This is a genomic window from Anabaena sp. FACHB-1237, from assembly GCF_014696225.1.
GTDB lineage: Bacteria > Cyanobacteriota > Cyanobacteriia > Cyanobacteriales > Nostocaceae > FACHB-1237.
The window spans coordinates 110,591-136,002 of record NZ_JACJPV010000006.1 but is presented as its reverse complement, the minus strand read 5'-3'; the positions used below and the strand labels follow the sequence as shown (position 1 = coordinate 136,002).

The 25,412-nt window shown below is 34.6% G+C and carries 20 protein-coding genes and 1 tRNA gene; 16 read left to right on the top strand and 5 right to left on the bottom strand.

Annotated features, from left to right (window positions below):
• The first annotated feature begins 385 nt into the window (after positions 1–385).
• The 3 genes from pdhA (at position 386) to H6F32_RS04935 (ending at position 2,677) form a co-directional block, all read left to right on the top strand.
• Positions 386–1,423: a pyruvate dehydrogenase (acetyl-transferring) E1 component subunit alpha gene (gene pdhA, locus H6F32_RS04945; RefSeq protein ID WP_190368223.1), complete on the top strand. Its 1,038-nt coding sequence runs from the start codon at positions 386–388 to the stop codon at positions 1,421–1,423.
• Between the two features lie 220 nt (positions 1,424–1,643).
• Complete coding sequence (locus H6F32_RS04940) at positions 1,644–2,513, top strand: aldose epimerase (RefSeq protein ID WP_190368222.1); 870 nt, start codon at positions 1,644–1,646, stop codon at positions 2,511–2,513.
• Positions 2,514–2,605: 92 nt separating this feature from the next.
• Positions 2,606–2,677: transfer RNA gene (locus tag H6F32_RS04935), tRNA-Lys, on the top strand.
• A gap of 117 nt (positions 2,678–2,794) precedes the next feature.
• Here H6F32_RS04935 and gltX read toward each other — a convergent pair.
• On the bottom strand, positions 2,795–4,255 hold the full coding sequence (gene gltX, locus H6F32_RS04930) for a glutamate--tRNA ligase (RefSeq protein WP_190368221.1): 1,461 nt from the start codon (positions 4,253–4,255) through the stop codon (positions 2,795–2,797).
• A gap of 287 nt (positions 4,256–4,542) precedes the next feature.
• On the opposite strand from gltX, the gene H6F32_RS04925 reads away from it, so the two are divergent.
• From H6F32_RS04925 to H6F32_RS04915, 3 genes are all read left to right on the top strand, one after another.
• Complete coding sequence (locus H6F32_RS04925) at positions 4,543–5,529, top strand: GntR family transcriptional regulator (protein WP_190368220.1); 987 nt, start codon at positions 4,543–4,545, stop codon at positions 5,527–5,529.
• 598 nt (positions 5,530–6,127) lie between these two features.
• Positions 6,128–7,324 (top strand): hypothetical protein, encoded by a 1,197-nt coding sequence (locus H6F32_RS04920; RefSeq protein ID WP_190368219.1) that lies wholly within the window; start codon positions 6,128–6,130, stop codon positions 7,322–7,324.
• Positions 7,325–7,393: 69 nt separating this feature from the next.
• Positions 7,394–10,555, top strand: coding sequence for an Hsp70 family protein (locus H6F32_RS04915; RefSeq protein ID WP_190368218.1), 3,162 nt, complete (start codon positions 7,394–7,396; stop codon positions 10,553–10,555).
• A 74-nt stretch (positions 10,556–10,629) separates the two neighbouring features.
• On the opposite strand, the gene psbN is transcribed toward H6F32_RS04915, so the two are convergent.
• Complete coding sequence (psbN, locus tag H6F32_RS04910) at positions 10,630–10,767, bottom strand: photosystem II reaction center protein PsbN (RefSeq protein ID WP_190368217.1); 138 nt, start codon at positions 10,765–10,767, stop codon at positions 10,630–10,632.
• 255 nt (positions 10,768–11,022) lie between these two features.
• On the opposite strand from psbN, the gene H6F32_RS04905 reads away from it, so the two are divergent.
• The 4 genes from H6F32_RS04905 (at position 11,023) to H6F32_RS04890 (ending at position 14,770) form a co-directional block, all read left to right on the top strand.
• Positions 11,023–12,225 carry a phosphoglycerate kinase gene (locus tag H6F32_RS04905; RefSeq protein ID WP_190368216.1) on the top strand — a complete coding sequence of 401 codons (1,203 nt, stop codon included), beginning with the start codon at positions 11,023–11,025 and terminating at the stop codon, positions 12,223–12,225.
• Between the two features lie 71 nt (positions 12,226–12,296).
• Positions 12,297–13,469, top strand: a complete 1,173-nt coding sequence (locus tag H6F32_RS04900; RefSeq protein ID WP_190368215.1) for an AAA family ATPase — start codon at positions 12,297–12,299, stop codon at positions 13,467–13,469.
• A gap of 11 nt (positions 13,470–13,480) precedes the next feature.
• On the top strand, positions 13,481–14,065 hold the full coding sequence (locus H6F32_RS04895; RefSeq protein ID WP_190368214.1) for a DUF4276 family protein: 585 nt from the start codon (positions 13,481–13,483) through the stop codon (positions 14,063–14,065).
• A 114-nt stretch (positions 14,066–14,179) separates the two neighbouring features.
• A complete protein-coding gene (locus tag H6F32_RS04890; protein ID WP_190368264.1) occupies positions 14,180–14,770 on the top strand; it encodes a Uma2 family endonuclease in 591 nt (196 codons plus the stop codon).
• On the opposite strand, the gene H6F32_RS04885 is transcribed toward H6F32_RS04890, so the two are convergent.
• The 3 genes from H6F32_RS04885 to H6F32_RS04875 form a co-directional block, all read right to left on the bottom strand.
• Complete coding sequence (locus tag H6F32_RS04885; protein WP_190368213.1) at positions 14,715–15,149, bottom strand: PIN domain-containing protein; 435 nt, start codon at positions 15,147–15,149, stop codon at positions 14,715–14,717. The genes H6F32_RS04890 and H6F32_RS04885 overlap by 56 nt on opposite strands.
• Positions 15,146–17,143: a DUF4209 domain-containing protein gene (locus H6F32_RS04880; RefSeq protein ID WP_190368212.1), complete on the bottom strand. Its 1,998-nt coding sequence runs from the start codon at positions 17,141–17,143 to the stop codon at positions 15,146–15,148. Before H6F32_RS04880 ends, H6F32_RS04885 begins: the two co-directional genes overlap by 4 nt.
• A gap of 118 nt (positions 17,144–17,261) precedes the next feature.
• Positions 17,262–17,594: a DUF433 domain-containing protein gene (locus H6F32_RS04875; protein WP_190368211.1), complete on the bottom strand. Its 333-nt coding sequence runs from the start codon at positions 17,592–17,594 to the stop codon at positions 17,262–17,264.
• A 266-nt stretch (positions 17,595–17,860) separates the two neighbouring features.
• Between H6F32_RS04875 and H6F32_RS04870 the strand changes: the two genes are divergently transcribed.
• From H6F32_RS04870 to cas6, 6 genes are all read left to right on the top strand, one after another.
• The gene (locus tag H6F32_RS04870) at positions 17,861–18,283 is read left to right on the top strand and encodes a DUF29 family protein (protein WP_190368210.1); all 423 of its coding nucleotides are present in this window, start codon (positions 17,861–17,863) and stop codon (positions 18,281–18,283) included.
• A gap of 96 nt (positions 18,284–18,379) precedes the next feature.
• Complete coding sequence (locus H6F32_RS04865; protein ID WP_190368209.1) at positions 18,380–19,534, top strand: AAA family ATPase; 1,155 nt, start codon at positions 18,380–18,382, stop codon at positions 19,532–19,534.
• 404 nt (positions 19,535–19,938) lie between these two features.
• Entirely contained in the window at positions 19,939–21,768 is a 1,830-nt protein-coding gene (locus tag H6F32_RS04860) for a serine/threonine-protein kinase (RefSeq protein ID WP_190368208.1), read from the top strand.
• 237 nt (positions 21,769–22,005) lie between these two features.
• Positions 22,006–22,413: a hypothetical protein gene (locus H6F32_RS04855; protein WP_190368207.1), complete on the top strand. Its 408-nt coding sequence runs from the start codon at positions 22,006–22,008 to the stop codon at positions 22,411–22,413.
• A 202-nt stretch (positions 22,414–22,615) separates the two neighbouring features.
• Positions 22,616–23,653 carry an agmatinase family protein gene (locus H6F32_RS04850; protein ID WP_190368206.1) on the top strand — a complete coding sequence of 346 codons (1,038 nt, stop codon included), beginning with the start codon at positions 22,616–22,618 and terminating at the stop codon, positions 23,651–23,653.
• 600 nt (positions 23,654–24,253) lie between these two features.
• On the top strand, positions 24,254–25,351 hold the full coding sequence (cas6, locus tag H6F32_RS04845) for a CRISPR-associated endoribonuclease Cas6 (RefSeq protein WP_190368205.1): 1,098 nt from the start codon (positions 24,254–24,256) through the stop codon (positions 25,349–25,351).
• Positions 25,352–25,412: the final 61 nt, after the last annotated feature.

Genomic DNA, 25,412 nt, shown 5'->3' with positions numbered 1-25,412 from the left:
TGTAGAACATTGTTAAACTGCCCTCAGTGTTTCTGCTAGTGTAGGGAATTGTGAACTACTGAAATATGAACTTCTGTATCATGTAATTCAATTATAGTAGTTTTTACCAAAAATAAAGAAAATTTCCTATCTGAAATTATTATATGGTAGAAAACCATGCAGAAAACACATCTAATAACTGCTAACCTAGCAAATAGCAGTCAGCAGTCAGCTATCAGCCTGAAATGTGAAGAATGATGGCTATAGTCTTCAAATATCTATATAATTAAGATGGTTAGTTTAAAAAAATTAACATTTGGTAATCATTCCTCATTAAAATATTAGCTGACTACTGATAGCTGACAGCTAATAGCTAAAACTTATATAACAAGGATACTTCACAAGCATGGCTCAAGAGCGCACATTACCCACATTTAATACTGCTAACGTCCAAATTACCAAAGAAGAAGGATTGCGGTTATATGAAGATATGACATTAGGGCGGTTTTTTGAAGATAAATGCGCCGAAATGTACTATAGAGGCAAAATGTTTGGTTTTGTCCACTTGTATAATGGACAGGAAGCCGTATCTACAGGTATTATTCAAGGAGCAATGCGTCCAGGCGAAGATTTCGTTTCCAGTACCTACCGTGATCACGTTCATGCATTAAGTGCTGGTGTACCTGCAAGAGAAGTTATGGCAGAATTATTTGGTAAAGCCACAGGTTGTAGTAAAGGCCGTGGTGGTTCAATGCATATGTTTTCTTCTGAGCATCGTTTATTAGGAGGTTATGCTTTCGTAGCAGAAGGTATTCCGGTAGCTGCTGGTGCTGCATTTCAAAGCAAATATCGCCGCGAAGTGTTAGGAGATAAAAATGCTGATCAAGTTACAGCTTGTTTTTTTGGAGACGGTGCTGCTAACAATGGTCAATTCTTCGAGACATTGAATATGGCTGCGTTATGGAAATTGCCAATTTTATTTGTGGTAGAAAACAATAAATGGGCGATCGGTATGGCGCACGATCGCGCAACATCAGATCCACAAATCTACAAAAAAGCTAGTGTGTTTAACATGGTAGGTGTAGAGGTAGATGGGATGGATGTGTTAGCAGTACGTCAAGTTGCCCAAGAAGCAGTAGCTCGTGCTCGTGCGGGAGAAGGTCCAACCGTGATTGAAGCATTGACCTATCGTTTCCGAGGACATTCTCTTGCTGATCCAGATGAACTTCGCAGTAAAGAAGAAAAGGAATTTTGGTTCTCTCGTGATCCAATTAAAAATTTAGGTGCATATTTAATAGAAAATAATCTAGCTACAACAGATGAACTTAAAGGAGTAGAGAAGAAAATTGAAGCAGTTATTGATGATGCAGTACAATTTGCACAAAGCAGTCCTGAACCAGATGCTAGTGAATTATATCGCTTCATTTTCGCTGAAGATCAATAGTAATTGTAGGGTGTGTCAGATACCATAAATCAAGCCAATAAACAGATTATTTGTGTGTGGCGCACCCTACGGCTTGATAAGTATATAGCAATTCCCAAAACAATCAGGTACAGGAATTAGTTAAAAAACGCAGATAAACGCGGATAATTAATTCTACTTGATTAGATTAGGAAATGCTATATCCATGTTAATTATCCATTGTTAATTATCCATTATTATCATGTACACAATTACACAAAATCAAAATCAGTATCATACTTATATTCTTGCTGATCATACTGCTAATTCTTTCATAGAAGTAGTACCAGAAAGAGGAGGTATTATTACTCGTTGGCAAATTCAAGGTCAAGAAATTCTGTATTTAGATTCAGAAAGGTTCACAAACCCAGAGTTAAGTATTCGTGGTGGTATACCAATTTTATTTCCTATATGTGGGAATTTACCAGATAATAATTATACTTATAATGGTCAACAATACCAGCTTAAACAACACGGTTTTGCACGAGATTTACCTTGGCAGGTAACTACACAAACAACTCAAGACAAGGTTAGTTTAACTGTAGTTTTGCAAAGTAATGAAATAACCCGCGCTGTTTATCCCTTTGATTTTAAACTTAGTTTTACCTACACTCTTCAAGGTAATTATTTAATAATTGATCAAGATTATCAAAATTTATCTACCGTTCCTTTACCTTTCTCTGCGGGTTTTCATCCCTATTTTCAATGTGGAGATAAGTCACAGTTAGACTTTTCCATTCCTTCTGGACAATATTTAGACCAAAAAACTAAAGAATTATACGCTTTTGATGGTAAATTTGATTTTTTACGGGATGAAATAGACTTTGCTTTCGGACATTTACGCAGTCAGACAGCCACAGTTACAGATCATGATCGTAAGCTGAAATTAACTGTGGATTATGATGATATTTATGCTATGCTGGTTTTCTGGACTCTTAAAGGTAAAGATTTCTATTGTCTCGAACCTTGGACTGCTGGTAGAAATTCCCTAAATACAGGTGAATATCTCACGGTTTTAAAACCAGGAGCAAGCAGAACTATGTCTATAAAACTGTCTGTGACTAAGTTTTAGGTTGTTAGCAAACTTTTTTCAAATTTTTTCCTCAAAGTAGTTGACAAATATGAAAAGAGTTTGCTATATTGAGAAAGTTGCTAAAGGCAAGCGGGTCGCTAACTCAACGGTAGAGTACTCGGCTTTTAACCGATTAGTTCCGGGTTCGAATCCCGGGCGACCCATTTTTTAGGATGGTTACAATATTTGTTTAAATTTGTTTAAGTTAGCTATCCTCAGAGGGATAGCTTCTTCCATTGTACCCGTTGAGGTAGAAAGTAAAGTCTAGTTTTGTCTAGGTTTTACATGGCAGATATCTCAATCTCAGCTATATCTATGGTTTTTTCTAGTCTTGTTTTATCAACACCAATCTGATTTAATAATAACCATGTTTGTGTTAAATCTGGTCCGTGCACATCTCCAGTTAATGCTACTCTGAGCGATCGCATAACTAACCCTTTTTTCACATTTTTCTCTTTCACAACTTGCTTAATAATACCCTGGGCTAATTCCGCTGTTAATTGCTGATTGTTTAAACTACTGAAAACCGCTTCTAATACAGCTTTGACACCTTCTTGTTGTAACTGTTGACTACCTTCTGGACTCAATTCTATATCATCTGTAAAGAAGATTTTAGTCATATCTACAGCATTAACCAAGCGAGTCACACTAGCCGCTATTAAACTTACTAACTGTTCTAACCAGGGACGATCTCTACCTCTGGTAAATTGATAACCTGCTTTTTCCCAAAAAGGTATGATTAAATCTGTCAATTTATCAATAGGCATATTATGGATATATTGACTATTTAACCAATCTAACTTATCCCAATCAAATTTAGCACCTGCTTTATTAACTCGATCAAAATCAAAGTCCTTAGCTGCATGATCTAAGCTAAATATTTCTTGAGTGCTATCTATAGGTGACCAACCTAACAACGTCATATAATTTACTAAACCTTCAGGTGTAAAACCCATTGCTTGAAAGTCAGAAATAGAAGTTACACCATCACGTTTAGATAATTTGCGTCCTTCTTGATTTAATATGAGGGGAGTATGGGCGAATTGGGGAATTGTGGCGTTAAAAGCCTCATAAAGTAAGATTTGCTTCGCTGTGTTAGCAATATGATCTTCTCCACGAATGACATGACTAATTTGCATATCAATGTCATCTACCACCACCACAAAATTATATAATGGTTGACCCACACCATCGGATGCAGCGCGAGCAATGACCATATCACCACCTAAATCACTGCCACGCCAGGACATTTTACCACGTACCAGGTCATGCCAGACAATTTCCCGATCATCATCTATTTTGAAACGAATTACAGAAGAACGGCCTTGTGCTTCAAAAGCTGCTTGTTGTTCTGGTGTAAGATGACGATGACGGTTATCATAACGAGGTGCTTCATTTTTAGCTTTTTGGGATTCTCGTAAAGCGTCCAATTCTTCAGATGTGGTATAACAACGATAAGCTAAACCTTGATCTAAAAGTTTTTGCACTGCTTCTCTATAAAGATGTAAACGTTGAGACTGGTAGAATGGACCTTCATCCCAATTTATTCCTAACCAACGTAAACCCGACATAATATTTTCAGTATATTCGGGACGAGAACGTTCCAAATCTGTATCTTCAATTCTAAGAATAAATTTGCCACCATGATGGTGAGCAAATAAATAATTAAATACAGCAGTTCTCGCTGTACCAATATGTAAATTTCCTGTGGGACTAGGTGCTATGCGTACTCTAACGGTCACAATTAATCTGCTCTCTTTCTAAACGTCAATTCAATTAATTTTCAGCTATCCGTAGGGGTTTAGCACTCCTAAACCCTTACAGCTATCAGCTATCAGCATTTAGCTAATAGGATCTGTGACAACACTATCAAAAATAATAATAATAGTTAACATAATTTTCTCATAGAACTATCATTGTCAGTGGTAAGATATTTATTTATTTATATCAAAAACAATATATATATTGTTTTTAGTAAAGTAGTGCTTATTTGATAATTTGTAATAACTTTTATGGAGTAAACCTAGTAATGATTCAATTCCGTATTCAGCCAGATAGCGAAATACCTGCTTCTAATCAATTATTTAATCAGATAAGATTTGCGATCGCTTCTCGTCAATACCCACCTGGATATAAACTACCTAGCACCAGAGCATTAGCTATGCAAACTGGTTTACATCGAAATACCATTAGTAAAGTTTACCGTCAGTTAGAAGAGGAAGGATTTGTAGAAAGTTTAGCAGGTTCAGGAATTTATGTGCGTACTCAAGGACATGAAGGCGGCAGTAGATTACAATTACCCATACTTAAACAATATCCTCAAGCATATAAAGTAGTACAAAATGCCTTAGATGAGTTATTTAATCAAGGTTGTTCTCTAAGTCAAGCAAGAGAATTGTTTTTAACAGAAGTGGATTGGCGGTTACGTTGTAGTGCTAGAGTTTTGGTAGTTGTACCATCACAAGACTTAGGTGCAGGGGAATTAATGGTAGATGAGTTAGAAGAGGCATTGGAAATTCCTGTACAGTTGGTAGTTACAGAGGAATTACTGGCGGTATTAGAACAAACTACCTCAGCCACGCTAGTCACCAGTAGATATTTTATCGCAGAAGTAGAGGCGATCGCTGCTCCAAAAGCAGTGCGAGTTATTCCTTTGGATATTCACGACTATGCAAAAGAATTGAACTTAGTAAAGAACTTGCCTAAATCTAGTTGTATTGGTATAGTTAGTCTTAGCCCAGGCATTTTAAGAGCTACAGAAGTAATTTTACATGGATTAAGAGGTGATGAATTACTAGTAATGACTGCACAACCGAAAGACGCGTACAAACTAAATGCAATTATTAAACGTTGTGAAATTGTATTTTGTACAGATCAAATTAGTTATACATCAGCCCAAGGTACAGCGCAAAACTTCATAGATGATATCATCCGTCCGCCTAAATTAGTTCGTTGTGAAAACTACATCGGTTCTCATTCTATTAATTTATTACAAAGAGAACTAGGATTGGCCTAAATATCCACTTTCATCCGTCAACCGTCAGTAGGGGTTTAGCAATGCTTAATGGTGTCAACTTAAGCTATAGAAGGCTTATTTGTTGGCTGACTTACGTTTCACGTTAATTTGACACCAATTGCAAAACCCTTAAAACTTGGTGCGTCAAATATCAAAAATTTGTTTATTAACACGATTTATACTCTATGAAGTGGTTGGTGAGCTTGTCGAACCATACCATACCCTAAATCTGTATAATTATAATATTGTTAGCTCTTGTGGAACAGGCATCTTGTCTGTTAAACTCCTGTGAAACTTATACATTAAACTGATACAACTTCAATACAGTACGGCTGATTGCTGAACCCTGAGAATAACGAGTAAAAATAATAACAAGATAAATAAAGATTAATAATTGTTTATTAAGAAATATCAACTAAATTATACTAAATAAAAAGTTGCCATTATGCTTGAGAGTAATTATAATTACAAATAATGTCATCTAAATTAGGCTGATCATCTAGCAAAATTACTAAAGTTTGATAGTTGATAGCTAGTATTTGACAAATATTCCTAGGTATTACTAAATATATTCATCCTTGAAATTGCATCATTGACTATGGATAAACCCACACCAAAACCAGTAATTAAACATGATAAAGAATCTGTATTAGCACGTCCACAAAAAAAATCAGATCAGACTAATGTACCTAATTTAAAAGAAGCATTTGATTTACAAACATTACAAAAAAATCCTTGGGGACAATTCTTACTATTTATAGAAGACTGCTACAAAGATTTTACACCTCGTCCCAAAGAAGAACTACAAAAACGGGCAAAAATGATCCAAAATGGCATTAAGCTACTTAATGAGAATTATCAAGATTCCTGGGCAGAACTTTTAAGTAAAATACCTCCAGCAGAAAGAATAGAAGTGGATGAAGTTTATCGTCACATTTCTCGCACTAAAAAACTTACACCCCAGGAAGTCTATCAAGAATCACAAGCTGCTATTAGAGGGTTAATTAATAATGCAGAATATGGATTCTTAGATACAGAAAATCGAGATATTGGCAGAATTAGTCAATTAAGTGATACGATTAATTACTTCCAAAATCATCAATCTAAAACCTATTTAATTCTGTTTCAATTACCTGGTGTAGTGTCCGAAGATGCTCAGGCAATGTTTACCGCATCCAGAGGTTTTCAAGAAATTATAGATGCAGGACCAAGCCGCAAATTACAAGATTTTGGTATGGCATTAATGAAACGTTTTCAAGTAACTCATACCGCCATTAAAGCCGAAGCAGCCAGTAATTTAGTCATTAGTATAGGAGAAATTGAAAGAAATTTAAAAAATCAAATTCATACCCTAGAACAACAAAAATTAGAACTAGAAGAACAACTACAACAACAGCGTAACCAAGGAAAACAAAAAGCCTTAATAGAAATTGCTACTTCTCTACAAAATGGTAGACAACCAGCCCTAGATCAAATGCAACAAATGATGAAAATATTAGAATCACAAATAGAAGAAAATGGCGAACCTGCACTTTCTTCAGAACAATCTTTGAGTGTATTTATTATCCTGAGAAATATTATGAAAGTATTGCAAGAATTAGGTATAGAAACCTATCCAAAATCATTGACAAAGCCCTTAGAAATCTCCCAAAAGCAACTTTCGGAATATGCATATATAGAAGGAAAATCTTTTGTAAATCAGCAAGAAATTAAAAAAGTTGAATGTATTCAACAAGGATGGAAAGTAGGAGAAACAATCATCACACCTGCTAAAATCAGAGAATTAAATACATAAAATATATTATTATATATTACTATAGGCAAATTATAAAACACCATATACAAACATATAGGAGAATAAATAATGGCTGAAAATGTTGCTATTTTATTGGATTTAGATAATATTAAACCAGAACTACGAGAAATAGAAGAAATTTGTCGACAATATGGTACTGTGGTAGAACGTCGGGCATTTTCTAATACTCCATCTGTTCTCGCTGCTTATGGGAGTAAATTACGGGATTTACAATATCGTTTTGAATTAACACCAGGTTTAAGTATTGTACCGCAAGAAGTAGATAATTTAATTGTTAGAACAGCCGGAGAATTAATTAATAATTCGCAATTTAAAATCAGTATCATTGCTGTAGTTAGTAATGATAATGATTATGCCAATTTATTTATCAATTTAACTAGTAAAGGTATTAAAACCTTAGCTATTGGTAATAACCAACTGGGAAATAAGCTCAGAGAAAAAGCTACGTATATTGAGTTTATTAAAAATGTCCTCCGTCCTACTTATTTAGGCATTGACTTAGGTACTACTAACACAGTTATAGCCTTAGCAAACCAAAAATTAAACTATCAACAACAATGGACAGCCACAGCTATTAATATTCCTGTGAAAAATGAACAAGAAGGACTACAACAGACTCAATTAATTCCTTCTTCCGTGCGTTTTTCTAAACTAGATCATGCAGAAATTGGTAAGCACGTTCGCAGTCAATTTTATGCTTTTAGAGATCAAACTATATTGGCCTGGAAACATGATATTGGTACATTGAAAAATGGTCTACCTTTTGAATATGAATTAAGTATTGGCAAAATTAAACCAGAACAAGCTGCGGGAGAGGTTTTAAAATTTTGTCGTCAACAGTTAATTAAAAAACAAATTGATGTGGGAGGAGTGGTAATTACCCATCCTGCATCCTATGAACCTGATGCAATTGAAGCTACAAGAGAAGCAGCTACTTTAGCAGGTTGGAAAAAGGATGATATTGTTTTATTGGCAGAACCAAAGGCAGCATTATATGATTTTCTCTACCGTTTTACCAATGGGGAAATTTTCGCTAGTTTAGATACTGGTCATCCTTTAAATATTCTCGTGTATGATTTAGGAGGAGGTACTTTAGATACTTCTTTACATAAAGTAGAGTGGAATAGTGATGTTGCCCAATTTTTAATTGATGATATTTCCATTGGTTCTCGCACAAGAATAGGAGGAGATCAAGTTGATGAAAGAATTGTTGATTATCTGTTTGATAAATATAGCAGAATCCAAAGATTATCAACACCAGAACAGCGTAAACTTTGGTATGAATTGAGAATTTATGCGGAAAAGTTTAAACAGGTTTGGGGAGCTAAATATTTAGATAGTTTGGAAAAAGATGAGTTTAAATTGGCTTTTGAATATGTCGGTTTAGATGCCAGTTTCCCGATTTTTTATAGTGTTAATTATCGGCAAATGCAGGAAGCACTAAAGGATTTATTATGTTTGGATATTAAGCCAGAATTAATTGAAAAGTTAGATCCTCAAACTGCTTTTAATGAACCACCTTTTACAGATCGTCGGGATACTTTTGTCGTTCCAGTGTTAGATGTTTTATTAAAAGCTAAGGATAAATTAGGTAAAGTTCCCACAATTGACGCGATTTTACTTAATGGGGGAATGACTTATTTTCCTTTAATTAGAGAGCGTTTAGAGCGTCTTTTACCAGGGACATTAATTCTTTGTGAAGGTGATCCTGATTTAGCGGTTGCTCGTGGTGCTGCGCTTTATGCTGCGGGTACAGTGAGAAATCCTGAAGGTATTAATCCTACCAATATTTGGTTAGAAGTTGTTGATCCTAATACCAAAGAATCACAATTAGAATTATTGGTTGCCCATGGACAAAAATACCCTTATCGGACTACATTAAATGGCTTTCGTTTACCAATGGTGCATGACGGTTTAATTGGATTTAATGCTTGGGTAGGAATGGGTTCAAAACTTGGTCAAAATACTACTTTACAACGGACTCGTTATGTAAAATCTGAAGAAATAAAAAGTGCGAATATTCAACCAGGAGATGAGTTAAATTTAGAAGTTGAATATACTTTTGATGAAAGATTGTTATTAACTCTTGTACATAAGGATCGTCCAGATTTAAGATTTAAAATAGAAGTTGGTGCAACAAAACCAGGAGCAAAAACAGCGTTTCCTTCTGTGAATACAGGAGGAAATATTACAGAAAAAGAACTCATTCCTCATATTCCTCGTTTTCGTATAGGTAGTGATGTTGATCCTACAGTGGAAGTACAATTTACAGAATGGGGTAGAGTTTCCTTAAGTCTTTCCAAGGGTTGGCAAAATGGCGCTGTTCAAGAACAGAAAAAAAGGTTGGAATATCAAAGTCGTTTAGCTACAAATCGTCTATCTATTGCTAATAGTTTATTGCAATGGTTGGAACAAGGAAATAATTATAATGCTGATTTAAAACGCACTAGACAAACTGTAGCAGTGATGGCTTTATCTAATATTATTCAAGTTCTACCTTCTGATGCTAGTGATTTTCAAACTAGACAACTGGAACAAAGATATCATAATTGGATTTTACGCCAATTTGAAGCAGGATTATCGCGGTTTCAATCTCATAATGATTTATATTCAGCGATCGCTCACACTCCTGGTAAACTATTATGGTCAGATTTTACTGAACTAATTTATCAGGATTTTGCGATTAATTCTCATCAGAAAACTTCCGTTTATTTGCTTAACTCTTTTGGTATTTGTGCCGAACCTTCTTTAAGAAACATCACCAGATTACAGTCTATCATTCAATCTAATCAACATCTACATTTACGACAAAAAGCATTTTGGTCTTTAGCAAGAATTATCAGCCCTGGACAACCTACAGAGTGGCAAGCTACACTAACAAATGTGGAAAAAGTGGCATCTTTTGTATTAGATCAAATTCAACATCGTATTACTGAACCACAAGTTGCCCTGGATGCTTTAAGCTGTTTAAGTCAATGTATTCTATGGCATATTACAGGAAATTTATTACATGAGAGGATAGTTAATGAAATTCTCTCGTTAACAGATATTTACATACCTTGTAAAACTAATATGAGTTCATTTCCCGGCATTTCTCATCAATTTGATCGTAAATTAGAATTAATAGAATCTGCTTTTAATTTAAGTACTGCTACTGCCGAAGATATTAGAGACTTAAAAGCCTGGTTTTTGGAAATTACTAAGGGTTAGGAGTTGGGAGTTGGGAGTCAGAATACAGAATTTTCACCCTGCACCCTGCACCCTGCACTTACTAAAAAGCACTATTAATCATCATGATCATCAAAGGGATCATCTAATTCCTTACTTGGTGGACCAAAAGAAGTATAAATTGCCATACCAGTAATAGCTACTAGTGCCGCGCAGAAAGAGATTCCCATGATAGCGCCGGGTTCTAAGTCCATAAATTTACACAGATATTATCAAAACTATCTTTATATAATATTACAAAACTTAACATAAGATTTAACATAAATCTACAAATATTCAACAACTAATCAGTAGCAAAATAATAAATAAGTTATAAAAAATACTAAATACTTAAAAATTTTAAAAATTGATCTTTTTGCTACTGTTCAGCGAAGTAGCCATAGTCCAGTAGAATCAAAATGGTGATACTTTCAAAACAATAACAAAAAATCAATTAGGAGAGTTTAGCTGTGTCTAAAAAAAATTTAGCTAGTTTGTCTGCTGCTGATATCTCTGGTAAACGTGCTTTAGTTCGTGTTGATTTTAATGTACCTGTAGATGATCAAGGTAATATTACTGATGATACTCGTATTCGCGCTGCGCTGCCAACTATCCAAGATTTGACCAAAAAAGGTGCTAAGGTGATTTTAGCAAGTCATTTTGGCCGTCCCAAGGGTGTAGATGACAAGTTGCGTTTAACTCCTGTTGCTAAACGTCTTTCTGAGTTATTAGGCCAGGAAGTTGTCAAAACTGATGACTGTATTGGTGATGATGTAGCTGCTAAAGTGAGCGCGTTAGAAAATGGTGAAGTTCTCTTATTAGAGAATGTACGTTTTTACAAAGAAGAAGAAAAGAACGATCCTGAGTTTGCCCAAAAGTTAGCATCTAACGCTGATTTTTATGTGAATGATGCTTTCGGTACTGCACACCGCGCTCATGCTTCTACTGAAGGTGTAACTAAATATTTAAGTCCTTCCGTAGCTGGTTATTTGGTTGAGAAGGAATTACAATACTTACAAAGTGCTATTGAAAAGCCTCAACGTCCTTTAGCTGCTATCATTGGTGGTTCTAAGGTTTCTAGTAAGATTGGAGTTATTGAAACTCTATTAGAAAAGTGCGATAAGTTGATTATTGGTGGTGGAATGATTTTCACCTTCTACAAAGCACGTGGTTTAAGTGTGGGTAAGTCTTTGGTAGAAGAAGATAAGTTAGAGTTAGCTAAGTCATTAGAAGCTAAAGCTAAAGAACGTGGTGTAGCTTTATTGTTACCTACAGATATTGTTTCCGCAGATAAGTTTGCGCCTGATGCTAATGCTACTACTGTAGCTATTGAGAATATCCCTGCTGATGGTATGGGTTTAGATATTGGTCCTGATTCTGTGAAGTTTTTCCAAGAGGCTTTAGCTGATTGTAAGACTGTAATATGGAATGGTCCTATGGGTGTGTTTGAGTTTGATAAATTTGCTAAGGGTACAGAAGCGATCGCTCATACTTTAGCAGAAATCGGCAAAACCGGCACAACTACCATTATCGGTGGTGGTGACTCTGTAGCGGCTGTAGAAAAGGTCGGTTTAGCTGATCAAATGAGCCACATTTCCACCGGTGGTGGCGCTAGTTTAGAGTTGTTAGAAGGTAAAGTTTTACCTGGTATTGCAGCTTTGGATGAAGCGTAATTAACATCAGATCCCCGACTTCTTAAAGAAGTCGGGGATCTGGATATTCAAGTTATACAAGTGATAATGTGATGGCAACAATTGAAGAAATTTCTGTCAAAAACTATAGGGTTTTGCAAAATATTACCCTAAAAGATATTAAACCTTTTTCTGTTTTCCTTGGTCCTAATGGTAGTGGCAAAACTACCTTTTTTGATGTCATAGGATTTCTTTCAGATTGTCTCACTACTAATGTGAAAAAAGCCTTAGAAAAGCGGGGAAGATTTCAAGAAGTTATTTCCCGTGATTGTGGAGGTCAGGAAATTGAAATTGTAATTATATATCGTGAAAATAAGAAATCTCCTAAAATTACTTATACAGTTGCTATTGCTTTACAAAATGGAGCGCCAATTGTTTCCAGAGAAACTCTCAAATGGAAACGAGGTATTCATGGCAAACCATTTGATTTTTTGAAGTTTGAAAATGGTGAAGGTGTAGTAATTAGTGGTGAAAATCCAGAAATAACTGACAATAGAATCTCCTATAAAATGGATGATCCAAGTTCTTTAGCAATTAAAACTATTGGTCAATTGTCAGATAACCCACGTATTGCCAGTTTACGCCGTTTTATTGAAGGATGGTTTCTTTCCTATTTTATCCCAGATCAAGCTCGTCAATTAGCAACGGCTGGTGCAACGGAACATCTTACTCGTGAAGGAGACAATATTGCCAATGTAGTTCAATACCTTGCTGATGAACATCAAGAAACTTTATCCAAAATTTTGAAGTTATTAGCCAAACGTATTCCTAAATTAGAAAAAGTAGAATCTGAACCAACAATTGATGGTAGACTCGCTCTTTTATTTAAAGATGCACCTTTTAGTAAGCCATTTCTAGCACGTTTTTCTTCAGATGGAACACTTAAATTATTGGCATATTTGATATTATTAAATGATCCTAATCCCCCCCAACTACTTTGTATTGAAGAACCAGAAAATGGGCTTCACCATCGGCTTCTTGATCCTTTGAGTGAAGAGTTAAAAGCATATTCCCAACGCGCACAAGTTTTTGTTTCTACCCACTCACCATTTTTTGTTAATACTATCAAAGATGCTAGACAACTCTGGATTTTTCAACGAGATGATAATGGTTATGCAACTGTTACCAGGGCTGATAAAATTGAGAATGCTAAACATTTTATAGAAACCGAAGCTGGTTTAGGTGATCTCTGGTCTGAAGGATATCTGAGAGGATTACCTTATTAGTAATATCAATTATGCACATAGAATTTTTAGTAGAAGAAGCCTCCACAGAAATTGCTTTAAAACAAATTGTTCCTAAAATTATAGGTAATGTTCATACTTTTAAAATTCATAACTTTCAAAGTAAAGATAGACTTTTAAAAAGATTGCCTGAGCGCATGAAAGCCTATGCTAATTTTGTAACTGATGACTGGCGAATTGTCATTTTAGTAGACGAAGATAGATCAGATTGTCAAAAATTAAAGAAGAAACTCTGTGATGCTAGTAGCATTGTAACCCAAAAAAAAGGAAATATTGTTCTTCATCGAATTGTTGTAGAAGAACTGGAGTCTTGGTTTATCGGTGATGTAGCAGCAATCAGGGCTGAATATGAAAAAATTCCTGCTTCTTTATCCCAACAAGCTAAATTTCGTAATCCAGATACTATCAAAGGTGGGACATGGGAAGAATTAGATAAAATTTTGAAAAGATATGGCTATGAGACAGGGTTACAAAAAATGGACTTTGCTCAAAAAGTATCCCCCCACATGGATGTGGAAAACAACCAATCAAGAAGTTTTCAGGTTTTTCGTGATGGATTAAGAAGAATGATTAGTTAAAATTTATCTGATTATGATACAATCAATCAAATTTTATTAATTAAGATTTTGGTGTAGTAGTTTGATTATAATTAAATGAAATCTGCAAATAAAAATATTGTCAAGGAGAATAATATGGAAGTACAAACTCGCATACATACTTACACCCCTGAAGAATATTTAGAATTAGAGGAAAAAGCACTTTATAAAAGCGAATATCGCAATGGAGAAATTATACCTATGACTGGAGGAAGTGGTAATCATAATAAAATTACACTAGCTATTGCTGCTATTTTATTATATGCCCTGAGACGCAAAAAATATGAAGTTTTTATGGCAGATATGCGTTTATGGATTCCACAACTAAGACAATATACTTATCCTGATGTAATTGTAACTGATGGTCAAGCTAGTTATACAAGTAAAAATAATACTACTGTGACTAATCCTTTATTAATTGTTGAGGTTTTATCTAAGTCTACAAAAAATTATGATCAAGGTGAGAAATTTACTTTTTATCGTTCTATTCCCCAATTTAAAGAATATGTTTTAGTAGAACAAAATCAATATCAAGTCATGCACTATAGCAAAACTAATGAGGGAGAATGGATTTTTAGAGAATATAAATCTGAAAATGATATTGTTAAATTGCAATATCTTGATTTTGAAATTAGTTTATTTTATATTTACTCCAATCTTCCATTTTTAAATCAGGAACTTTGTTAAAATCTTGGGAATTTTGAGTGACTAAAATTGCATTATTAACTAAAGCTATAGCAGCAATTCTTAAATCTTGTGTACCTGTATTAATTTTCTGCTGACGCAGTTTTTTAAAATATTCGCAAGCTCCTTCATTAAAATCCAATAAATTTACACTACTATAAAAATCACGAAGGTTTCGCAAATCTCGATAAGCAGATATTAGTTTTTCAGTTTTTTGACTGTTACTATTTACCTGTTTTAACCTACCTTCTAACTGTTCTTGAAAAGTCACAACTGTAATAAATATACTACTAGGCTGAATAGACCAAATACGCTGAGTAATTAGAGTATTTTTGTGTTGAAAAAGAGTCACAATATTAGTATCGAGAATATATATACTCACGCCACATCATTCTCCTCTAAAGATGCTTCGTAACTAGCTATTTCCTCATCTAATTCCCGGCGATTTTTAGCCATTTCTTCGACAAATTCATCAAATAATGGATCATCTTTAAACATAACAGCAAATTTAATCCAAGGATTAGATTCCTCTACAATTTCTTGAGGAACTAATATTCCTATACAAAAACATAACCGTAATGTTAACCACCATAAGTAAGAGAAAATAGAACTAGAAAAATCATCATCACTAATTAAACCATGAGCCATTTTATTTCTTAAATTTGAGCCAGAATGTTCAATTAGTAAACCTCGAATATCGAGAAGAGTATCTTCATCAAAAATAGAAGTAATTTTTGGATATTTACTGGGATAAAGCGTTGAATTTAAGTTATCTTCTTGTTGAATACCATTATTTTTATTATCAATTCCTGAAGTGATTACTCCTCTTTTCAAAAGTAAGTAGCGAACAGAGTTTTCAATTTGAGGAATTAAAATATGAGTAGAGGTTATGAAATCTCCTATCAAACCAGCGTAAAGACCTTTTGCAAATAACTTTTCTCTTCCTGGTGGTACAAAGGGGTTATTTGAAACTAATGGTATTAAATCAGTCTCTTTAATTCTATTATCTTCAGCTTTTTGTAATATGTGTTCTGAAAATATTTGATATCTAGCTGGTTCAATAAATGCTTGAGTATGACATCTATGAGTCACAATTGCTATCCTGTACATTTCAAAAAGGATTGCCTCTTCTGCTTTATTTGGCTCTATAGGTTGACGTGCAACAGTCTTTCCCATATCATTTTTTATCTTTATTGGCATGAATTGAGATAACAAGGAATTTCTTTCTACCATCTGGCGAAGGTCTAAAACTTTTTGAGGACTTCCTAACAAAGCTAAAGCTAATATTGCTTCTGAGAATTTTTTTCCTTTAACCTGTGATTGAGCTAGTTCTATTTCATTGCTAATATCAAACTCAGAATAAACTTTTATTAACTCATTAGATGATTGCTGCTGATACTCAAGAAGAGGTTTGTGAATTTCTTCTAATTTAGTGTTTATAGCAGTTCTTTCCTCTTCTGTACCTTGGCTTTTTAATCTTTCAAATGCTTCAAAGGCTTTTTGTAAGTCATGAGATGCTTTGGAGTAAGGGGTTGGATATTTAGTTAACGAATCTTCAGATTCCTTGATGTAAGTTTCAGCAGCAAGAATTTTTGATTTATATAATTTTTCATAATTCTTTTCAATACGATGCCATTCTACTTTAATTTCCCACCATCTCCTAGCTTTATCCCACTCTCCATTAGATTCTGCAAAAATTGCTCCTTTTTCAGCAAGAATAGAATATTTATTAGCATTGCCAAGTTTACAATCTAACAAAAGTTCCATTAATTTGACAGATAACCATAACGGATCTTTTCCTTGGTTACGGTTTAAAACTTCATCTATATATTCAACAACAATTTCTGGCTTATAATTAATTTTAAGTGCTAACCTCAAAGCCCTTTCAATTCTGTATGTACAATCAGTCCATGCCTCTTTCAACAGCCTTTCAATCTCATCTGTACAATTAGAGCATTCTTCACGATGTTCTAATTCCTTAGCTGATTTTAAATAAGCATCAACAGCTAACTTTCCCATTCGATAGTCACCCTTTTTCACCCAGAGAATATCAGCGACTCTTGCTTGAAGTTCTGGATCTGATATTTCAAGTACAATCTCACTTAGAAAGTTTAAATGTTCTTCTGTGAAGTTACTAAAAATTTGATTTAAAAATTCATCGTTTGATTTTGGTTCGATAGCAGCACCAGTTATAGCAGCTAAAATTCCAAAAACTGCCTGTTCTCTAGTATTTCCCGCTTTTTCTGCTTTCTTCGCTTTATTCCAGAATGCCATGTCATAGCTCTGACAATCTTTTCTCTCGCTGTTATCAATTACTTCTTGCCAGCCAGACTTAATAAAATCTTCTTTATTGAGAGGAGGGTTTAACGACATCATAATTTAATATTAGGTAATAATTTAGATACTTACTATATTAGCACATAACCCCACACAAACTTTATCTTTGGTGACAAATTTTCATCAAGCAAATTTTCATCAAGCAAGAAACGGATCTTCATACAAGATTAAGCCGCTCCTGTTCTCGTTGTGCCTTTATTGCTCTCAAATGCTGTATCATCGGGGAAGGATTAGCCGCAGCTTCTTGATAACGCTGTTCTCTCCACCTAGCCAACCGCAACATATAAGCATCTATTTCCCCACGATTATGGAGATAGTAGGTAATAGTAGCGTGAATCTTTTCTAAATCTAGCGATGGCAAATCTTCCAGAATTTGTTCAGGTATGTATCCTTGTAAGTAATAATCAATCACATCATCAATACCGATTCTATGACCCTTAATGCGGATATCGTCTGGATCTAAAAATTCAAAATAATCCTCTATTTGCATATTTTTACCTTTATACAGTCCTTTGATTCTATCTTACTTGACAAAGGCTTCTTCGTGGGAGCTTAATTTCTGAATTTTATGTGTTGTGATTGTGCTTACTGCGGATACGGAAGCGAACTGATAAGTCAGAGCTTGCGAGATCGCTCATACTCTAGCAGAAATTGGCAAAACTTGCACAACAACCGTTATCATTAGTGGTGTATCTGTAGTTGATAGCGTTATCAGCGCTATGCTAGAAATAGCAAACTTCAAGGAAAGAGCAAATCATGGAAGAATTACTAGAACTCAGAGAATTAGTGGTTTCTGGCAACCTAAAAGCGGCTCTATCTTTAATTGATGAATTAGAAGAAATGAGCAAAGAAGATAAAATCAATAAAATTTATAGCTATTGTGTAGTGCTTTTAGTCCATTTAATTAAACAACAGGCAGAAAAAAGGACAACTCATTCTTGGGATGTTTCCATTCGGAATGCTATTGACGCAATTGATCGGATCAACAAACGCAGAAAAGCTGGAGGATATTACATGAACAAACAAGAAATAGAAGAAATTTTACCAGGAGCTTATAATCGAGCTTTAGATAATGCTTCTTTAGAAGCTTTTGGCGGAATTTATGATGAATTAACCTTGAGAAATATGGTAGATCAAGAATTAATTATCAAACAGGCATTAAATTTTATTTTTAATTAAATAAATCGCGAACTTAATTAATGAAAAAAATTCTTTTGCGAATAAATTATACTATTGACACAAATTGCTATTCAAAAAATCTTTTAATGGTGAGTCATGAAAATCGAAAGTATCCATCTAAAAAACTTTAAAGCTTTCAAAAATGTGGAAATTAAAAAAATTCCCAAGATGTGCGTTTTTGTCGGTGCAAATGGTACTGGTAAAACCACACTTTTTAATGTGTTCAGTTTTCTCAAAGATGCTTTAACCGATAATGTTCATGTTGCCCTCACGAAATTAGGAGGAGGTCGAGGATTTCAGGAAGTAAGAAGCCGCAATTCAACCGGACTAATAGAAATTGAATTAAAATTTCGTCTAGCTGATAAATCACCCTTAATTACTTATTCTTTGCAAATCGCCGAAGAAGATGGTCTTCCTCTCATAGAAAGAGAGATTCTTCAATACCGCAGAGGTAGTAAAGGTCAACCTTGGAGGTTTATTGATTTTTCTAAAGGTAAAGGACAAGCTGTTATTAATGAGCCTGATCAGATTATAGATGAAAAAGAATTAAAAAGAGAAGACCACGAGTTAAAATCTCCAGATATTCTGCCTTTAAAAGGTTTAGCACAATTTGAAAAATTCCCTGCAAGTAAAGCAATTGGTAATTTACTTGAAAATTGGCATATTTCTGATTTTCATATCCAACAAGCGCGACTAGAACGGGAATCTAGTTATGCAGAACATCTTTCCAAAGAGGGCGAAAACTTAGCAATGGTGACGGAATTTCTCTATAAAAGACATCCTGTTATTTTCCAAAAAATTCTGGAAAAGTTAAAACAAAGAGTTCCAGGTATTAGTCAAGTTGATGCAAAAATTACTGAGGAAGGAAGAGTATTATTAAGGTTTAAAGATGGTGATTTTCATGATCCTTTTTTAGCAAGATATGTTTCTGATGGAACTATCAAAATGTTTGCTTATTTGGTGCTTTTATATGATCCTAACCCTCATCCTTTGTTATGTGTAGAAGAACCAGAAAATCAACTTTACCCTAAACTTTTATATGAACTTGCAGAGGAATTTCGAGAATATGCATTCAGAAATCCTGATAATCTTGAAAGTCCATCAAAAGAACTAAAATCACTTGTACCTGAATACCAAAAAATAAACGGTTCACGAATGATAGCACCTTATTTAAATCTGGAAAATACACGCTCTCTAAGTTTTTTCACTTTATCAATGCCATTAAAAGCATTATTCAGTCTTAAATTTTAACTTAGAAAAAGGTTATTTAGGATTGCTATACATCATGTTTCTGTTTCAAATAAAGCATTATTAGTCCACTGGATATCGGGATGGGGAAATTATAGCGATGACCGGGGGAACTGATAATCATAATAAAATTACATTAGCGATCGCAAACCAACACTTTATAACCCCTTGTTATCATATAGGAATAATACAGAAAATGAAGAATGGAATCAATTTTTACTTCAACAGACTATGAGGGGTTTAGAAAATGATTATCTCCCAAAATACACAGAAGCGAATCTTATAGAAAAATGGCAATAACAGGTTAAATCGTATTATTCAAATTTCCCCAAACAATATTACCAATTTGTGCTACATTGTAAATACTTAATTATATTAATTATAAATGTATCTACCACTGCACAACCATGAATCAAATATGTTGTCTCAACCCAGGGTGTCATAACCCCCCAGTTCCTGAACACACCCAATTTTGTCCTAGCTGTGGAGTTACCTTAATAACATTGAGAAACCGCTATCAACCAATTAAAACATTGGGTAGTGGTGGATTTGCTAAAACCTATTTGGCGGTAGATATTGACAAATTAAACGAAAAATGCGTTATTAAGCAATTTGTACCCCCAAACCAAGAAACAGTAGGTTTACAAAAAGCTACAGAATTGTTTTTACAAGAAGCGCAACAATTACAAAAACTTGGTGAATATTCACAGATTCCCGCTTTATTAGCATACTTCAGTGACAACAACCATTTGTATTTGGTACAACAGTTTATTGATGGTGATAATTTATCAACAGAATTAAAAAACCAGGGAATATTTAACGAGTCTAAAATTTGGGATTTATTACAGGACTTATTACCAGTTGTAGAAGCAATTCATAGCCAGGGTATTATACACCGGGATATCAAACCAGATAATATCATACGTCGTCATAGTGATAACAAACTATTTTTAGTAGACTTTGGCGCAGTTAAGGTAGTAAAGCCACAGCAGCGTACAGCTATAGGAACAATTATAGGATCGGCTGAATATTGCGCTCCTGAACAGTCTATGGGTAAACCATTATTTAGCAGCGATTTGTATAGTTTGGGTGTGAGTTGTTTCCATTTATTAACAGGAATTAGTCCCTTTGATTTATATAGTTCCTTAGAAGGGGAATGGGTATGGCGAGATTACTTGAATGGAAATGTGGTTAGTGATAAATTGGGTAAGATTTTGGACAAATTAGCACATCCTATTCCCAAGTATCGTTATCAATCTGTTCCAGAAGTTATTAATGAGATTAATCCTGTAAATCAACATATTAACCTAGTTGCTTCTCTAGCTGTTACAGAATTACCTGTAGTCAGTGGATATCAAAAACTAGAGCAATTTTTAAAATGTGGTCAATGGAAAGAAGCGGATGAGGAAACTTTCAGGATCATGTTAGCGCTAACAAATCGAAAAAAAGAAGGTTGGTTAAATGAAACAAGTATTGATCATTTTCCTGATGATGATCTTCATGTCATTGATGATTTGTGGATCGAGTACAGTAATGGGCACTTTGGTTTTTCTGTGCAGAAACAGATTTATCAAAGTTTGGGTGGCACTAAAGAATATAATGATCAAATCTGGGCTGCCTTTGGCGATAGAGTAGGATGGAGGATAGGAAATAAGTGGTTATATTATGAAGAGTTAACTTTTAATACTTCTGCACCACAAGGACACTTACCTGCAATTTATCCACTGAAAAAAAATGGAAAATATCGAAGTGATGTACGACGAGGGTTTTCTTTTCTAGTATCCAGAATTAAATCTAATTCAGAAGTTGTTAATACTACTATACCAAGCTGCTGTCAAAAACTAGAGCAATTTTTAAAATGTGGTCAATGGAAAGAAGCGGATAAGGAAACTTTCAGGATCATGTTATTTCCTGATGATGATCTTCATGTCATTGATGATTTGTGGATCAAGTACAGTAATGGGCACTTTGGTTTTTCTGTGCAGAAACAGATTTATCAAAGTTTGGGTGGCACTAACGAATATAATGATCAAATCTGGACTGCCTTTGGCGATAGAGTAGGATGGAGGATAGGAGGACGGAGGTTGTGGTATAAAGATGTCACGTTTAATATATCATCACCTCAAGGACACCTGCCTGCTAGATTTTGGGATGATTGGGATGGAAAGGGTGTAGGTGGAGGAAGTAGGTCTATAGGTCGTGTCAATTTTCTTTTTTTTAAAACTGGTAAACTGTAACATCTAAAGCTATAGCAATTCCGGGGTTGCTGAACTCAGGTATGAAATTGAGAAATTCAAAATTTGAAACTTTGCGTCTAACGCAAGTGCTTCGCTAATGCGCGAAATAAATATCATACTTCAGCAACGCCGCAATTCCTATTCAAGTGAGGTACAAGTATTAATAAAAAAACGCAGATAAACGCAGATTTATTTGTTTGCTATAATACCAAACAATCGTCTCAAGAGTAATAACCAATGTTTAAAACTAGCAGATTTAGAGAACTAAAATCCAGACTGTACAACGAGAAAGACCTATCTAAAGTATGGGGTTTCTACATGGATAACTTCACAGATTATGAAGAGTTTACCAAGTTAGGAGAACGTACCACCCATTCATTAATAGAACAAGTAGTACCAGTACTGAGTAGACAAATGCTGAACGAAGATTCCCATAACCTACGTTTAATTCTCATACCTGAATACAACTTTATTCATGGAACTTTTATGGTTAAAAACAGCATTGGTGGAGTTATGTACTTTGAAAATAGTCTTAAAGGAATGGTAGCCATATCCGATTTTCCCCCATCCAATATGGTAAAATATTCCCGATTTACTGGAGAACCCATAGATCCTAATACCTTAAATGGCAACCCCCTTAACTAAATCACATATCAAATTTTCCCATTGAATTATATAGTAAATAGTAGAGTAGGTATTCTGCCATTTACCTTAAATAAACTAAATATGCTGTATTAAAATCAATGGGAATTAACATCAAAACAAACAACTAACAAATAACTAACAAATAACTAACAAATAGCTCATCAAATCAATCACCAAACCCTAATTATCCACAACTAATAATATGAATAATCCCTTAGAAAACTATAACCCTAATGATATTGCAGTAGACAATGGTAACTTTATGGGCTTACCATTTACCTACGAAACAGCCAAATTAATTATTATTAGCGTACCCTGGGAAGCCACAGTTTCCTATCATCAAGGAACAGCACAAGCACCACAACAAATATTAGACGCTTCCCTACAAATAGACTTATTTGATTTTGATTATCCCGATGGTTGGCAACAAGGAATATTTCTTAAAGGATATGCCCAAGAAATGTTAGAAAGCAATGAATACTATCGTGAACAAGCCACAAAAGTTATTGAAAATCTAGCCATAGGTATAAAAGTTGAAAATTCTCAAGATTTACGAGATTCGATTTTTATCGTTAATCATGGTTCTAAATTATTAAATGAATATGTCTTTAAACACTGTGAAACTGCCCTAAATTTAGGTAAGAAAATCGCAGTAATTGGTGGAGATCATAGTGTACCTCTAGGTTGTTTCCAAGCCTTATCTAGCAAATATAATGACTTTGGCATTTTACATATTGATGCCCATGCAGATTTACGTAATGCCTATGAAGGATTTGAATTTTCCCATGCTTCAATTATGTTTAATGCCATGAAAATTCCCCAAATTACTAAATTAGTACAGGTGGGTTTGCGGGATATTTGCCATGAAGAAGTACAGATGATTAATGAGTCTAATAATAGAATAATTGCCTATTATGATGCACAAATTAAACAACAATTATACGCTGGAAAATCTTGGTTGGAACAATGTCAAGAAATAGTTAGCAACTTACCAGAAAAAGTATATATCAGTTTTGATGTAGATGGTTTAGATCCTAAACTTTGTCCCCACACTGGTACACCAGTTCCAGGAGGATTAGAATTAGAACAGGTATATTGTTTATTTAGAGAAGTGGTTAAAAGTGGCCGGGAAATTATTGGTTTTGATGTTTGTGAAGTTGGTGATGATGAATGGGATGCTAATGTAGGAGCAAGAATAACCTATAAATTAGCTAATTTTCTTCATTTATCTACATATTAGGTATGGGAGTGAAAATTAAATGTGCGCTGTTTAAATTGTAGAGATGTTCTATAGAATGTCTCTACATTAGTTACCACCAGATATAACCACCAAACCTTTGTAGGGACAATTCATGAATTGTCCCTACGATAATTTTCACCTAATGGATGCAGAAACTCCCAGCTTTGTACATATACCATAGGTAGATGTGATCATATCATCTACAGGTTAAATTAATTTGGGATGTTGTTATGCACTGGATTTAAGTTAAGGTTTGGTTAATCACCAAACCTTTTTTATTAGACATCTTAGGAAATTAGGTTTTCAGCTAGACAAGTTAAGGGTTTCAGATTCTTTTTCAGGCGTTGCTGAATTGGGGTGTGATTATGATATTTATTTTGCATATCAGAGAAGATAAGCACTTACGTGAGGCGCAAAGGTGCAAGGTTTCCAATTTTGAATTTGTCAATTTCATACCTGAGTTCAGCAACGCCCAATTATTCCCCAAGAAATCCCCCCAAGGGGACGGAAATAGATTACAATTATAGATGCGATCGCTCATGCTCCATCTCTGCGTGAGAGCAATTCATACTTGCATTATCCATCTATCTCTGCAATCTTATGGCCAAAACCACCAAACCCCAAAACCTCACCTGGTCTAATGATACCCAATTAGTCGGGTTAGTCTTGGAATTGGAATCTACTAGCACCACTTCCTTATATGCCCAATATACCATCGCTCTTCATGCTTGGTTTCTCAATCAAGTACGTCAATATAATCCCGACCTGTCAGCATATTTGCATGATGGCGAATCGGAAAAACCTTTTAATATCTCTGGGTTGGCAGGTCAACTTGTTCCCACAGGTACACAATTACAACTACAAGCCCATCAAATCTATCAATGGCACATCAACGCCTTAACCCAACCTGTGGCAGAGTTTTTTCAACATTGGTTGAATAATTTACCTGCCACTGTAGAAGTTAGAAATGCACCTTTGCAAATTAAAAATGTTAATATTGCCCATGCTCCCACTACTTACTCGCACCTATTACAACAATATAGCGGTAAAAACAGAGATGTAAAACTCAGTTTTATCTCTCCTACCAGTTTTCGTCGTCAAGGTCATCATTTCCCTTTACCCGTTCCTGTCAACCTTTTTCATAGTTATTTACGACGCTGGAATGATTTTTCTGGGATGTCTGTAGAACAAGATGCGTTTTTAGAATGGATAGACAAAGGTATTATTATTAACCAGTTTCATTTAGATTCAGCTAAGGTGGCCGCAGGTAAACGCGGTTCTGTAACTGGGTTTATGGGTGCAATGTCTTTAAGTTTAAATCAAAAGGCTTTAGAAAATCCTGATTTTACTAAGTTATTTTATGCTTTAGTTAAACTTGCTCCCTATTGTGGTACAGGTCATAAAACTACTTTTGGATTGGGACAAACTCGATTAAACTGGGTTGAATCTGTACCAAAAACATCCGAGGTAATAACTAATTTGTTAGGGGAGCGTATTTCTGAGTTAACAGAATTATTTAAAGTACAAAAGAAACGTCAAGGAGGAGAAAGGGCAGAAAAAACTGCTTCTACATGGGCAACTATTTTAGCTAGACGCGAAATGGGTGAATCCTTAATAGATATAGCTACGGATTTAGAAATACCTTATGAAACTGTAAAAACCTATGCTAAACTAGCTAGAAATGCTTTGAAAGAATAATTAAAGATCCAAAAATCCCCAACTTCTTATTTAATCTCATAAATAAATCATGATACTATAT

Bases quoted from the DNA above. Each gene is read 5' to 3' on its own strand.
- pdhA (WP_190368223.1), top strand. From the start codon at position 386: ATGGCTCAAGAGCGCACATTACCCACATTTAATACTGCTAACGTCCAA.
- H6F32_RS04940 (WP_190368222.1), top strand. From the start codon at position 1,644: ATGTACACAATTACACAAAATCAAAATCAGTATCATACTTATATTCTT.
- H6F32_RS04925 (WP_190368220.1), top strand. From the start codon at position 4,543: ATGATTCAATTCCGTATTCAGCCAGATAGCGAAATACCTGCTTCTAAT.
- H6F32_RS04920 (WP_190368219.1), top strand. From the start codon at position 6,128: ATGGATAAACCCACACCAAAACCAGTAATTAAACATGATAAAGAATCT.
- H6F32_RS04915 (WP_190368218.1), top strand. From the start codon at position 7,394: ATGGCTGAAAATGTTGCTATTTTATTGGATTTAGATAATATTAAACCA.
- psbN (WP_190368217.1), bottom strand. From the start codon at position 10,767: ATGGACTTAGAACCCGGCGCTATCATGGGAATCTCTTTCTGCGCGGCA.
- H6F32_RS04900 (WP_190368215.1), top strand. From the start codon at position 12,297: ATGGCAACAATTGAAGAAATTTCTGTCAAAAACTATAGGGTTTTGCAA.
- H6F32_RS04895 (WP_190368214.1), top strand. From the start codon at position 13,481: ATGCACATAGAATTTTTAGTAGAAGAAGCCTCCACAGAAATTGCTTTA.
- H6F32_RS04890 (WP_190368264.1), top strand. From the start codon at position 14,180: ATGGAAGTACAAACTCGCATACATACTTACACCCCTGAAGAATATTTA.
- H6F32_RS04880 (WP_190368212.1), bottom strand. From the start codon at position 17,143: ATGATGTCGTTAAACCCTCCTCTCAATAAAGAAGATTTTATTAAGTCT.
- H6F32_RS04875 (WP_190368211.1), bottom strand. From the start codon at position 17,594: ATGCAAATAGAGGATTATTTTGAATTTTTAGATCCAGACGATATCCGC.
- H6F32_RS04870 (WP_190368210.1), top strand. From the start codon at position 17,861: ATGGAAGAATTACTAGAACTCAGAGAATTAGTGGTTTCTGGCAACCTA.
- H6F32_RS04865 (WP_190368209.1), top strand. From the start codon at position 18,380: ATGAAAATCGAAAGTATCCATCTAAAAAACTTTAAAGCTTTCAAAAAT.
- H6F32_RS04860 (WP_190368208.1), top strand. From the start codon at position 19,939: ATGAATCAAATATGTTGTCTCAACCCAGGGTGTCATAACCCCCCAGTT.
- H6F32_RS04855 (WP_190368207.1), top strand. From the start codon at position 22,006: ATGTTTAAAACTAGCAGATTTAGAGAACTAAAATCCAGACTGTACAAC.
- H6F32_RS04850 (WP_190368206.1), top strand. From the start codon at position 22,616: ATGAATAATCCCTTAGAAAACTATAACCCTAATGATATTGCAGTAGAC.
- cas6 (WP_190368205.1), top strand. From the start codon at position 24,254: ATGGCCAAAACCACCAAACCCCAAAACCTCACCTGGTCTAATGATACC.